Annotated in this window: 9 protein-coding genes; 5 read left to right on the top strand and 4 right to left on the bottom strand. The window is 71.9% G+C overall.

Going from position 1 to position 12,463, the window contains the following annotated elements; all coding sequences use genetic code 11:
• Positions 1–96: 96 nt before the first annotated feature.
• Entirely contained in the window at positions 97–660 is a 564-nt protein-coding gene (locus ACIP67_RS07665) for a GNAT family N-acetyltransferase (protein ID WP_401688858.1), read from the top strand.
• On the opposite strand, the gene ACIP67_RS07660 is transcribed toward ACIP67_RS07665, so the two are convergent.
• On the bottom strand, positions 641–1,684 hold the full coding sequence (locus ACIP67_RS07660; RefSeq protein ID WP_401688855.1) for a zinc-dependent alcohol dehydrogenase family protein: 1,044 nt from the start codon (positions 1,682–1,684) through the stop codon (positions 641–643). The two genes, ACIP67_RS07665 and ACIP67_RS07660, sit on opposite strands and share 20 nt — an antisense overlap.
• 66 nt (positions 1,685–1,750) lie before the next feature.
• Positions 1,751–4,003 (bottom strand): MMPL family transporter, encoded by a 2,253-nt coding sequence (locus ACIP67_RS07655; protein WP_401688853.1) that lies wholly within the window; start codon positions 4,001–4,003, stop codon positions 1,751–1,753.
• A gap of 182 nt (positions 4,004–4,185) precedes the next feature.
• On the opposite strand from ACIP67_RS07655, the gene ACIP67_RS07650 reads away from it, so the two are divergent.
• The 3 genes from ACIP67_RS07650 (at position 4,186) to ACIP67_RS07640 (ending at position 7,537) form a co-directional block, all read left to right on the top strand.
• On the top strand, positions 4,186–4,863 hold the full coding sequence (locus ACIP67_RS07650; protein ID WP_401688850.1) for a TetR family transcriptional regulator: 678 nt from the start codon (positions 4,186–4,188) through the stop codon (positions 4,861–4,863).
• Positions 4,864–4,950: 87 nt separating this feature from the next.
• Positions 4,951–5,190, top strand: a complete 240-nt coding sequence (locus ACIP67_RS07645; protein WP_401688848.1) for a heavy-metal-associated domain-containing protein — start codon at positions 4,951–4,953, stop codon at positions 5,188–5,190.
• Positions 5,191–5,278: 88 nt separating this feature from the next.
• Complete coding sequence (locus ACIP67_RS07640; protein ID WP_401688845.1) at positions 5,279–7,537, top strand: heavy metal translocating P-type ATPase; 2,259 nt, start codon at positions 5,279–5,281, stop codon at positions 7,535–7,537.
• 786 nt (positions 7,538–8,323) lie between these two features.
• Here ACIP67_RS07640 and ACIP67_RS07635 read toward each other — a convergent pair.
• Both ACIP67_RS07635 and ACIP67_RS07630 read right to left on the bottom strand, forming a co-directional pair.
• A complete protein-coding gene (locus ACIP67_RS07635) occupies positions 8,324–9,613 on the bottom strand; it encodes a citrate synthase (RefSeq protein ID WP_385062554.1) in 1,290 nt (429 codons plus the stop codon).
• A 241-nt stretch (positions 9,614–9,854) separates the two neighbouring features.
• Positions 9,855–12,038, bottom strand: coding sequence for an ATP-dependent RecD-like DNA helicase (locus tag ACIP67_RS07630; RefSeq protein ID WP_401689279.1), 2,184 nt, complete (start codon positions 12,036–12,038; stop codon positions 9,855–9,857).
• Between ACIP67_RS07630 and ACIP67_RS07625 the strand changes: the two genes are divergently transcribed.
• Complete coding sequence (locus ACIP67_RS07625) at positions 11,934–12,380, top strand: RbsD/FucU domain-containing protein (protein ID WP_401689276.1); 447 nt, start codon at positions 11,934–11,936, stop codon at positions 12,378–12,380. The genes ACIP67_RS07630 and ACIP67_RS07625 overlap by 105 nt on opposite strands.
• Positions 12,381–12,463 lie beyond the last annotated feature (83 nt).

Here is a 12,463-nt window from a genome sequence, read left to right as displayed (position 1 = left end):
GCGGTGCCCCTGGGAGGCGAGCGTGACAGGGCCAGTGGACCATCCGTCGTGAAAACCGTTCCGTACCCCACCCCCGCGTGAGGCACAGTGCCCCGCATGGACTTCTCCGTCAAACCCGTGCTCACCGGCGAGAAAACAGTGCTGCGTCCCTTCACCGAGGCCGATGCCGAGGGTATGTGGGAGATCATCGGCGACCCCGAGGTCGTCCGCTTCACGTTCCCGGCGAACGGCGAACTCACCCTGGAGCGCCTGCGTGCCTGGTACGCCACCCGTTCCGACCGGCCCGACCGGCTCGACCTCGCCGTCACCGACCGGGCCACCGGTGAACTCGTCGGCGAGGTCGTCCTGTACGACTGGGATCCGGGTGCGCGCAGCTGTACTTTCCGGACCCTGATCGGTCCTCGGGGCCGCGGCCGGGGGATCGGCACCGAGGCGACCCGTCTCGTCGTCGGTCATGGTTTCGAGCGCCTGGGGCTGCACCGCATCCAGTTGGAGGTGTACGGCGACAACGCCCGGGCCCGGCGCGTCTACGAGAAGGCCGGCTTCGTGGTGGAGGGCGTGCGCCGGGAGGCCGCGCTGCGGGACGGGGTGTGGGTGGACGAGGTGCTCATGGCCCTCCTGGACCGCGAGTGGGCCGACCTCACCGCCACGGCTCGATGACGGTCACCCCCGCCCCGGGCGCGGTCCCCATCGCCGCCAGCGCCTCCGGTACGGCGTCCAGACCGATCGTGGACGTCACCAGCAGGTCGGGGCGGAGCACTCCCGTCCGGACCAGCTCCAGCATCCCGGGGTAGGCGTGGGCGGCCATGCCGTGGCTGCCGAGGAGTTCCAGCTCCAGGGCGACGGCGCGGGCCAGCGGGACGGGGGTGGTGCCCTCGGCCGAGGGCAGCAGGCCGACCTGGACGTGCCGGCCGCGGCGGCGCAGGCCGTTCACCGAGGCGGCGCAGGTCGCGGGTGAGCCGAGGGCGTCGAGGGAGAGGTGCGCCCCGCCACCGGTCACCTCGCGCACCGCCGCCGCCGTGTCCGGCGTGTCCCGCGCGTCCACGCACTCCGCCGCGCCGAACGTACGCGCCAGCTCCAGGGCGCGCGGTGACACGTCCACGGCGACGACCCGCGCTCCCGAGGCGGCCGCGATCATCACCGCCGACAGGCCCACCCCGCCGCAGCCGTGCACCGCCACCCACTCCCCCGCCGCGACCCGGCCCTGCCGCACGACCGCCCGGAACGCGGTGGCGAACCGGCAGCCGAGGGAGGCGGCGGTGCCGTAGGAGAGGCCGTCGGGGACCGACACCAGGTTCACGTCGGCGTGGTCCAGTGCCACGTACTGGGCGAAGGAGCCCCAGTGGGTGAAGCCCGGCTGGGTCTGCCGCTCGCACACCTGGTGGTCGCCCGCCGCGCAGGACGGACAACTGCCGCACCCGCACACGAAGGGCACGGTGACCCGGTCGCCGGGCTCGAAGCGGGTGACGCGGGCGCCGGTCTCCTCGACGACTCCGGCGAGTTCGTGGCCGGGCACGTGCGGCAGGGTGATGTCGGGGTCGTGGCCCATCCAGCCGTGCCAGTCGCTGCGGCACAGTCCGGTGGCCTCGACGCGCACCACCACCCCGTGCTCCGCCGGCCGCGGGTCCGCCACCTCCCGCACCTCGGCCGCTTCCCCGTACCGTTCGAACACCACAGCCCGCATGTGTCGTCGCCCTCGTCTCTCGTCCGGCCGGACCCCGGGACGGCCGTCCCGGGGTCCGGGCGAACGCTATCCGCGCGCCCCCACCGTGTCCCGCCGGAGGTCCGCTCCGGCGGCCGGGGCCGGCTCCCCCTCGCTGAGCCCGAACCGCCGGTGGAACCTGCGCAGGGGAGCCGGTGCCCACCAGGTGGCCCGCCCGGTGAGCCGCATGATCGCCGGGACCAGGAGGCTGCGGACCACCATCGCGTCCATCAGGACCGCCAGCGCGATACCGAGGCCGAGCATCTTCGTGTTGGTCACCCGGGAGGTGCCTATCGCGACCATCACCACGGCCAGGATGACGGCCGCCGCGGTGATCAGACCGCCCGTGCGCTGGAGCCCCAGGCGGATCGCCCGCTCGTGGTCGCCCGTGTGGTCGTACTCCTCCTTGATGCGGGAGAGCAGGAAGACGCCGTAGTCCATGGAGAGGCCGAAGGCCACGCAGAACATCAGGACCGGAAGGGTCGTCTCGATGGAGCCGGGGCTGGTGAAGCCGAGCAGGCCGGAGAGGTGGCCGTCCTGGAAGACCCAGACGACCGCGCCGAACATCGCCGTCAGGCTGAGCGCGTTGAGCAGCACCGCCTGGAGGGGTATCAGCACGCTTCCGGTCAGCAGGAAGACCAGGAACAGGGTGACGGTCACGATGAAGGCCGCCGCCCAGGGGAGCTGTTCGGCTATCGCGTGCCGGGAGTCGACCAGGACGGCCGCCGTGCCGGTCACCTTGGTGTCGAACGGCGCCTCGGTGGCGCGCAGATCGGCCACCAGGCGCTGGGCGGCCTCGCCCACCGCCTCGCCCTCGGGCTGCACCGTGAAGTACGCGGTGTCGCCCTGCACCAGCGGCCCGTCCACCCGGGCCACTTCGGGCAGGCCGGCGACGCGCTCCTGGTAGGCGGTGTACTGCGCCTCGGTCGCCTTCCCCTCGGCGAGGACCTGGAGGCCGCCGCCGGGGCTGCCCGGGAAGCCGTCCCTGATGTGCTGCTGCACGACGTGCGACTCGGCCGAGGAGGGCAGCTGGCGGTCGTCCGCGGTGCCGAACTCCACGCCGAGGAACGGCAGGCCGAGGAGGACGAGGACGGCGGTCGTCCCGAGGGCGAAGAAGGGGGCGCGGCGCATGACCAGGGTCGCGGTGCGCGCCCAGCCCGTGCCCGCCGCGCCGCCGGGGGCCGCCTTCCCGGACGGTCCGCGCCGCTTGCGCAGCAGGCCCCTCAGGTCCCAGGAGTTGACCCGGTGTCCCAGCAGGGCGAGGGCCGCGGGCAGGAGGATCAGGGCGGCCGCGGCGGCCAGCAGGACCACCGCCATGCCGGCGTAGGCGAAGGACCGCAGGAAGTACTGGGGGAAGACGAGCATCGCCGCCAGCGACACCGCCACGGTGAGCGCGGAGAACAGCACCGTGCGGCCCGCCGTGCGCAGGGTGGTGGCGATGGCGGTCGAGGGATCGGCGCCGCCGGCGAGTTCCTCGCGGAAGCGGCGGACGATGAACAGGGCGTAGTCGACGGCGAGGCCGAGGCCCAGGGCCGTGGTGAGGTTGATCGCGAAGACGGAGACGTCGGTGAACGCCGCCAGGCCGCTGAGGATCGCGTTGGTGCCGAGGATGGCGACGACGCCGATGGCGAGCGGCAGCAGGGCGGCGACCGCGCTGCCGAAGACCATCACCAGCAGCACCAGGGTGATCGGCAGGGCGATGAGCTCGGCGCGGGTGAGGTCCTCCTGGATGATCGTCTGCATCTCGTTCTGCACGGCGACCATGCCGCCGATGCGCACCTCCACCGGGCCGTGCGTGCCGCGGTAGGCGGAGGCGATGCGGTCGAGGGTCCCGCTTCTCGTCTTCTCGTCGCCCGTCAGGCGTGCGGCGATCAGCGCCTCGTGGCCGTCCTCCGCGCGCAGGGCGGGTGCCTTGGACTGCCAGTAGGAGCCGACGCCGACGACGCCCTCCTCGCCCGCGAGGCTCTCCGCGAGCCGGGCGGCCTCGGCGGCGACGGCCGGGTCGTCGACGGAGGCCCCGCCGGAGCCGACGAGCAGCAGCAGGTTGGGCTGGGAGCCGGGGAACTCGCGCTCCAGGGCCCGGGTGGCGTACGTCGACTGGGCGTCGGGGTCCTCCCAGCCGCCGCTGCCCAGCCGGTCGGCGACCCCGCTGCCGGCCAGTGCGGCGAGGACGGTGAGCACCAGGGCGGCCAGGAGTGTCAGCTGGGGGCGGGCGGTCAGCGCGGCTGCCGCCCGGCCAGCGGGGCGGGGCGGGCGGGACGGTCCGGCTCCGACACGCGGTGGGCCGTTGACTTCGGACATCGTGCGGGGTCCCCTCCAGGATGATGCGGCGTGACCCGTGCCGGTGTGGACAGGCAGCATGGATCGGTCGCTGCACTGCCCATAGACTGGCAAATACGAGACATCGCTCGCGTTCTGCTGGATCAAGAATGCGAGCGACCGCTCGCGTTTGTCAATCACGTTCGGAGAGCTGGGGATAACGCGTGCCCGAAACCGCCGCCCACCAGGAGCAGGAACAGCCGCGCCGCCGCCAGGCGCGCGGCGAGCGCCGCATCGCCCAGCTCCTGGAAGCCGCCGCGTCCGTCTTCTGCGCCACCGGCTACACGGCCGCCAGCACCAATGCCATCGCCCGCGAGGCCGGGGTCTCGCCCGGCACCCTCTACCAGTTCTTCCCGAACAAGGAGGCCATCGCGATCGAGCTGGGCGACCGCCTCATGCACCAGCTGCGGACGACCTACGGCGAGGCGCTCGCACCGGCCACCGCCGCCACCACCCTGCGGGAGGCGGTCGACGCCGCGGTGGACCGGTTCGTCGACTTCAACTGCGAGCACCCGGCGCTCTTCGCCCTGATGCACGGCCCCGACATCCCCGGCCGCCTCACCGAGGAGCACGACGCGCTGCACGCCGGACTGGTCACCCGCATCGAGGGTCTGCTCGCCTCGCTCCTGCCCGACACGCCGCCCGCCGCCCTCACCCGCACCGCCCACATGTGCCTGGGCCTGTACAAGGCGGGGCTGGAGCTGATCCTCGCCCACGAGGGCGGCGAGCGGGACGCGTACGTCCAGGAGCTGAAGAACGTCCTCGTCCGCTACCTGGAGCCCCTGGCGGACGCCCGCCCCGACGCGGGCGCGGCCGCGCACGGCCGGGCGCGGCTTCTTTGAGAAATACCCCCTAGGGGTATAACCTGGGTGGTGTGGAGGCCCCCTCGGACCCCCTCAGCCCCACCTGCCTCGACGAGGAGTAACGACATGACCGCCCAGACCGACACCCCGGGTTCCGTCACCACCGTCTACAAGGTGAGCGGCATGAGCTGCGGCCACTGCGAGGGCGCGGTCTCCGGCGAGCTCACCGAACTGCCCGGCGTCACGTCGGTGAAGGCCGTCGCCACCGCCGGCGAGGTCACCGTCGTCTCCACCGCCGCCCTCGACGAGGAGGCCGTCCGCGCCGCTGTCGACGAGGCCGGCTTCGAACTGGTCGGACGCGTCTGAGACCCGGGACACACCCCCTCGGCATCGGGCCGTACCGACCGGTCGACACCGGTCAGGTGCGGCCCGTCTCGCTCCCTGGAGTACCGACATGCCCAGTACCACCGCCACGGCACCGATAACCGGGGCCTCCGCCGCATCCGGCACCGCCGAGGTCGAGCTGCTCATCGGCGGCATGACCTGCGCGTCCTGCGCGGCCCGCGTGGAGAAGAAGCTCAACCGCATGGACGGTGTCACCGCGACCGTCAACTACGCGACGGAGAAGGCACGGGTCACCTACCCCGCCGGGATCGAGGTCGCCGACCTGATCGCCACCGTCGTGAAGACCGGCTACACCGCCGAGGAGCCCGCACGCCCGGAGCCGGAGGAGACCCCCGCCGGCACCGACCCCGAGCTCTCGGCGCTCCGGGACCGCCTGCTCGTCTCCGGCCTGCTCGCGGCGCCCGTGGTGCTGCTGGCGATGGTTCCCGCACTCCAGTTCGACAACTGGCAGTGGCTGTCACTGACCCTCGCCGCGCCCGTCGTCGTCTGGGGCGCCCTGCCCTTCCACCGGTCGGCCTGGACGAACCTGCGGCACGGCGCCTCCACCATGGACACGCTCGTCTCGGTGGGCACGCTCGCCGCGTTCGGCTGGTCGCTGTGGGCGCTCTTCTTCGGTCACGCGGGCATGCCGGGGATGCGGCACCCCTTCGAGCTCACCGTCTCCCGCACCGACGGCGCCTCCACGATCTACCTGGAGGTCGCCGCCGGCGTCACCGCGTTCATCCTGCTCGGCCGCTACCTGGAGGCCCGCTCCAAGCGGCGCGCGGGCGCGGCCCTGCGGGCGCTGATGGAGCTGGGCGCGAAGGACGTGGCCGTGCTCCGCGACGGGCGGGAGGTGCGCGTCCCGGCCGACCGGCTGGCGGTCGGCGACCGGTTCGCCGTCCGGCCGGGTGAGAAGATCGCCACCGACGGGACCGTCGTCGAGGGCGTCTCCGCCGTGGACGTCTCGATGCTGACCGGCGAGTCGGTACCGGTGGACGTCGGACCGGGCGACGCCGTCACCGGCGCCACCGTGAACCGCGGCGGCCGGCTCGTCGTCGAGGCGACCCGGGTCGGCGCCGACACCCGGCTCGCCCGGATGGCGAAGCTGGTGGAGGACGCGCAGAACGGCAAGGCCGAGGTGCAGCGCCTCGCCGACCGTGTCGCCGGGATCTTCGTCCCCGTGGTGCTGCTGATCGCGTCCGTCACCTTCGGCACCTGGCTGGGCGTCACCGGCGACACCGCCGCCGCGTTCACTGCGGCCGTCGCGGTCCTGATCATCGCCTGCCCGTGCGCCCTGGGCCTCGCCACCCCGACCGCGCTGCTGGTCGGCACGGGCCGGGGCGCGCAGCTCGGCATCCTCATCAAGGGCCCCGAGGTCCTGGAGAGCACCCGCCGGGTCGACACCGTCGTCCTCGACAAGACGGGCACCGTCACCACCGGCCGGATGACCCTCCAGGACGTGTACGCCGCCGAGGGCACCGACGAGAAGGAGCTGCTGCGGCTCGCGGGCGCCCTGGAGCACGCCTCCGAGCATCCGGTCGCCCGCGCGGTGGCCGCGGGCGCCGAGGAGCGCACCGGGCGGCTGCCGGGGGTCGAGCACTTCGAGAACGTGCCCGGGCGGGGCGTGCGCGGACGGGTGGAGGGCCACGAGGTGGCCGTGGGGCGGCTCGCCGAGCACACCGACGAGCCGCTGCCGCCCGAGCTGGCCCGCGCCAAGGAGGAGGCCGAGCGGGACGGCCGTACGGCTGTCGTCGTCGGGTGGGACGGGGCCGTGCGCGGTCTGCTGGCCGTGGCCGACGCGGTCAAGGAGACCAGCGCCGAGGCGGTGCGCGAGCTGCGCGCGCTGGGGCTCGACCCGGTGCTGCTGACCGGCGACAACCGGGCGGTGGCCGAGGCGGTGGCCGCCCGGGTCGGCATCGACGAGGTGGTCGCCGAGGTGCTGCCCGAGGACAAGGTCGCCGTCGTACGGCGACTCCAGGGCGAGGGACGGGTCGTCGCGATGGTCGGCGACGGCGTCAACGACGCGGCCGCGCTCGCCGTCGCCGACCTCGGCCTGGCCCTGGGGACGGGGACCGACGCGGCGATCGAGGCGGGCGACCTGACGCTGGTGCGCGGGGACCTGCGGGTGGCCGCGGACGCCATCCGGCTGTCCCGGCGGACCCTGTCGACGATCAAGGGAAATCTCGTGTGGGCCTTCGGGTACAACGTGGCCGCGCTGCCGCTGGCCGCCGCGGGCCTGCTGAACCCGATGCTCGCGGGGGCGGCGATGGCGTTCTCGTCGGTCTTCGTGGTGACGAACAGTCTGCGGTTGCGGACGTTCCGCTGACGCGCGGTGAGGACGCCCGGAAGTTACCGCCGGTTAGGCGAAGGTGAAACAACAACTCCCCTGGAGTCCGGAGCGTGCCTCACATAAGCTCTTCACAAGGCTCGCGCATCCTTCTTACGCCCGGGCCCCGATCGCTGTATCCGGCCGCGCGCGTATTCGACGGGACATGGGCGCGAGACACAGATCACAGTGACGTGAACGTAACCATCGAAGGGGTTCGACGGTCTAAGTTGACGGTGTCAGCAAGCGTCTTGGGGGGCGCGAACTGGCATCTGAGGATGTCTTGGGGGACTTCCTCAGAGATGCGTTGCCGGGGCACGTACACCGGGAAGCTTTGAGCGGCCCTCCCGGCGTGCGTTGTCCCGGCAGATCGCACACGGCGGGAGGACGGCGGGCTCGCCCCGCCCTCGCTCACCACCCGCCCGCTCGACAACCGCATATGGCATCAGCGAATTCAGGCGCTGTGTCCTCACAGACGCCCGGCCGGATCCCGTGGGGGGAATCCGCACCGGGACATGGGAAGGCGCCCTGGTCGTCGGCCCGTGGGGGGACCGGCGCACCAGGGCGCCTTCTGTCATGCCGTGCGTCCGACGCGTCGCCGCGCGCGCCTCCGGGGCCCTCCACGGCGCGGCGCGTAGGGGCGCTCCGTCCTCACGGCGCGGCGCGCAGGCGCCCTCCGCCCTCACGGCACGGATCACCCCGTCAGCCGTGGCGTGAGCCCCGTGAGCCGTGGCGTGAGCCCCGTGACAGGGGCGCCGGGCGGCCGGCGCCCCCACCCGGCAGGTGTCAGCGCTCCTCGACCGGGACGAAGTCGCGCTCGACCACGCCCGTGTAGATCTGGCGGGGGCGGCCGATACGGGAGCCCGGCTCCTTGATCATCTCGTGCCACTGGGCGATCCAGCCCGGCAGGCGGCCGAGGGCGAACAGGACCGTGAACATCTCGGTCGGGAAGCCCATGGCCCGGTAGATCAGGCCGGTGTAGAAGTCGACGTTCGGGTAGAGGTTGCGCTGGACGAAGTACTCGTCGGACAGCGCGTGCTCCTCCAGCTTCAGCGCGATGTCCAGCAGCTCGTCGGACTTGCCGAGGGCGGACAGCACGTCGTGCGCGGCAGCCTTGATGATCTTGGCGCGCGGGTCGAAGGACTTGTACACCCGGTGGCCGAAGCCCATCAGGCGGACGCCGTCCTCCTTGTTCTTCACCTTGCGGATGAAGGAGTCGACATCGCCGCCGTTGGCCTGGATGCCCTCGAGCATCTCCAGCACCGACTGGTTGGCGCCACCGTGCAGCGGGCCCCACAGGGCGTTGATGCCGGCGGAGATCGAGGCGAACATGTTCGCCTGCGAGGAGCCCACCAGACGCACGGTGGAGGTCGAACAGTTCTGCTCGTGGTCGGCGTGCAGGATGAGCAGCTTGTCCAGGGCGGAGACGACGACCGGGTCGAGCTCGTACTCCTGGGCCGGGACCGAGAAGGTCATGCGCAGGAAGTTCTCGACGTAGCCGAGGTCGTTGCGCGGGTAGACGAACGGGTGACCGATCGACTTCTTGTACGCGTACGCCGCGATCGTCGGAAGCTTGGCCAGGAGCCGGATCGTGGAGAGGTTGCGCTGCTTCTCGTCGAACGGGTTGTGGCTGTCCTGGTAGAAGGTGGACAGCGCGGAGACCACCGAGGACAGCATGGCCATCGGGTGCGCGTCGCGCGGGAAGCCGCGGTAGAAGTTCTTGACGTCCTCGTGCAGCAGGGTGTGCTGCGTGATGTCGTTCTTGAAGACGCTCAGCTCGTCGACGGTCGGCAGCTCGCCGTTGATGAGCAGGTAGGCGACCTCCAGGAAGGTGGAGCGCTCCGCCAGCTGCTCGATCGGGTATCCGCGGTACCGGAGGATGCCCTGCTCGCCGTCCAGGTAGGTGATCGCGGATTTATAGGCGGCGGTGTTGCCGTACCCGCTGTCCAGGGTCACGAGACCGGTCTGGGCACGGAGCTTCCCGATGTCGAAGCCCTTGTCGCCGACGGTGCTGTCGATCACCGGGTAGGTGTACTCGCCGTCGCCGTACCGCACTACTACAGAGTTGTCGCTCACGTCATCCCTCACCGACGTTGTGCCTCTTCTTCGAGGTTGCCCTGACTGTCTCTACGATCCCCCATTTGGCGCAGGAGAGTGCACTCGGGGTCGACCATTGGGCTTGTCGGCGGCACTGAGTGCCGCCAACTTGCTCATCCTGCCGCCTCCGTCACAGTTGCGGAAGAGCTCTGTGACCTTCACGACTCATTTGATCGATCATTTTTTGCGATGGCGCGGGGGCGGGAGCCCGAACGGGAGGTCAGCAGCCCGCGAGGCGGAAGTCGAGAGCCGTGCAGCGCCGCCCCGCCGACACCGTGCGCACGGCCTGTCCGATGGCCTTGCGCGAACCGACGAGGACGACCAGCCGCTTGGCGCGGGTCACCGCCGTATACAGAAGGTTGCGCTGGAGCATCATCCACGCGCCCGTCGTGACGGGGATCACCACGGCGGGATATTCACTGCCCTGGGAGCGGTGGATCGTCACCGCGTACGCGTGGGCCAGTTCGTCCAGTTCGTCGAACTCGTACGGCACCTCCTCGTCCTCGTCGGTCAGCACCGTCAGACGCTGGTCGACCGGATCGAGCGAGGTGACCACGCCCACGGTGCCGTTGAAGACGCCGTTCTTGCCCTTGTCGTAATTGTTGCGGATCTGGGTCACCTTGTCGCCGACGCGGAAGACGCGGCCGCCGAACCGCTTCTCCGCCAGGTCGGGGCGGCCGGGGGTGACGGCCTGCTGGAGCAGTCCGTTGAGGGCGCCGGCTCCGGCGGGGCCGCGGTGCATGGGGGCGAGGACCTGGACGTCCCGGCGCGGGTCCAGGCCGAACTTCGCCGGGATCCGCCGGGCGGCGACATCGACGGTGAGCCGGCCGGCCGCCTCCGTGTCCTCCTCGACGAAGAGGAAGAAGTCCTTCATGCCGTCGGTGACCGGGTGCTGCCCGGCGTTGATCCGGTGGGCGTTCGTCACCACGCCCGACTGCTGGGCCTGGCGGAACACGCGGGTGAGGCGGACCGCCGGGACCGGGCTGCCGTCGGCGAGCAGGTCGCGCAGGACCTCGCCCGCGCCGACGCTGGGCAACTGGTCCACGTCCCCGACGAAGAGCAGATGGGCGCCGGGGGGCACCGCCTTGACGAGCTTGTTGGCCAGCAGCAGGTCCAGCATCGACGCCTCGTCCACGACGACCAGGTCCGCGTCGAGCGGGCGGTCGCGGTCGTAGGCCGCGTCGCCGCCGGGCTTGAGCTCCAGCAGGCGGTGGACGGTCGAGGCCTCGGCGCCGGTCAGTTCGGCCAGCCGCTTGGCGGCCCGGCCGGTGGGGGCCGCCAGGACGACCTTGGCCTTCCGGGCACGGGCCAGCTCCACGATCGAGCGGACCGTGAAGGACTTGCCGCAGCCGGGGCCTCCGGTGAGCACGGCGACCTTCTCGGTGAGCGCCAGCCGGACGGCGGCCTCCTGCTCGGGCGCGAGGTCGGCGCCGGTACGGCCCTTCAGCCAGGCCAGCGCCTTGTCCCAGGCCACGTCGCGGAAGCCCGGCATACGGTCCTCGCCGGTGCGCAGCAGCCGGGTCACCTGTGCGGCGAGGGAGAGCTCGGCGCGGTGGAAGGGGACCAGGTAGACGGCCGTGACGACGTCGCCGCCGTCCGGTCCCGGCACCTTCTCCCGGACGACGCCGGGGTCCTCGCCCTCCTCCGGGGGCGCCGCGAGGTCGGCGAGGCACTCGATGACGAGCCCGGTGTCCACCTGGAGCAGCTTGACCGCGTCGGCGATCAGCCGCTCCTCGGGCAGGTAGCAGTGGCCCTGGTCGGTGGACTGCGACAGGGCGTACTGGAGGCCCGCCTTGACGCGCTCGGGGCTGTCGTGCGGGATGCCGACGGACCGGGCGATCCGGTCGGCGGTGAGGAAGCCGATGCCCCAGACGTCGGCCGCCAGCCGGTACGGCTGGTCCTTCACGACCGAGATCGAGGCGTCGCCGTACTTCTTGTAGATGCGGACCGCGATGGACGTCGACACCTCGACGGTCTGGAGGAAGAGCATGACCTCCTTGATCGCCTTCTGTTCCTCCCAGGCGTCGGCGATCTTCTTCGTGCGCTTCGGGCCGAGGCCGGGGACCTCGATCAGCCGCTTCGGCTCCTCCTCGATGATGGTGAGGGTGTCCAGGCCGAAGTGGCGGGTGATGCGGTCGGCGAAGACCGGGCCGATGCCCTTGACCAGGCCCGAGCCGAGGTAGCGGCGGATGCCCTGGACGGTGGCGGGCAGGACCGTCGTGTAATTCTCGACGGTGAACTGCTTGCCGTACTGCGGGTGGGAGCCCCAGCGGCCCTCCATGCGCAGCGACTCGCCGACCTGGGCGCCGAGCAGCGCGCCGACCACCGTGAGGAGGTCGCCCGCGCCTCTGCCGGTGTCGACCCTGGCGACCGTGTAGCCGTTCTCCTCGTTGGCGTAGGTGATCCGCTCCAGGACGCCTTCGAGCACCGCGAGCCGCCGCTCCCCCGCCTGCGCGGAGGTCCCCGCCTGATCGGTCATGCCCCGACGCTACAGCGGGGGTCCGACATCACGGTCAGGTGGGACGGGCTGCTCGCCGAGCTGGTGACGGAAGGTGCCACGGCGGCCACCGAGGTCCGGGAGGCCCATCCCGCGGCGGCGGGGCTGCTGGAGCGGCACTTCACCCGGTTGGCCCATGTCTCCCACGAAGAACTGAAGGTGCTGTCGGCGGACGCGCGGCCGGTGGTCCGCACGGGCGAGGCACGGCCGTACGCGCATGTGCCGCTGCGGTGCGGGGTGTTCTCCTGAACCGCTGACCTGCTGTGACGCCGCGACATGCTTCGAGGGGCCCGGTCCGTCGACCAGGCCCCTCGGCTTGCCCCCTCCAGCTG

This window comes from Streptomyces sp. NPDC088812 (assembly GCF_044750285.1).
In the GTDB taxonomy this organism is placed as follows: domain Bacteria; phylum Actinomycetota; class Actinomycetes; order Streptomycetales; family Streptomycetaceae; genus Streptomyces.
The sequence above is the reverse complement of the archived record's forward strand: the minus strand, read 5'-3'. Positions and strand labels throughout refer to the sequence as shown.

What these genes read in the sequence shown, in the direction of transcription:
- ACIP67_RS07665 (WP_401688858.1), top strand. Translation starts at nt 97, where the DNA reads ATGGACTTCTCCGTCAAACCCGTGCTCACCGGCGAGAAAACAGTGCTG.
- ACIP67_RS07660 (WP_401688855.1), bottom strand. Translation starts at nt 1,684, where the DNA reads ATGCGGGCTGTGGTGTTCGAACGGTACGGGGAAGCGGCCGAGGTGCGG.
- ACIP67_RS07655 (WP_401688853.1), bottom strand. Translation starts at nt 4,003, where the DNA reads ATGTCCGAAGTCAACGGCCCACCGCGTGTCGGAGCCGGACCGTCCCGC.
- ACIP67_RS07645 (WP_401688848.1), top strand. Translation starts at nt 4,951, where the DNA reads ATGACCGCCCAGACCGACACCCCGGGTTCCGTCACCACCGTCTACAAG.
- ACIP67_RS07640 (WP_401688845.1), top strand. Translation starts at nt 5,279, where the DNA reads ATGCCCAGTACCACCGCCACGGCACCGATAACCGGGGCCTCCGCCGCA.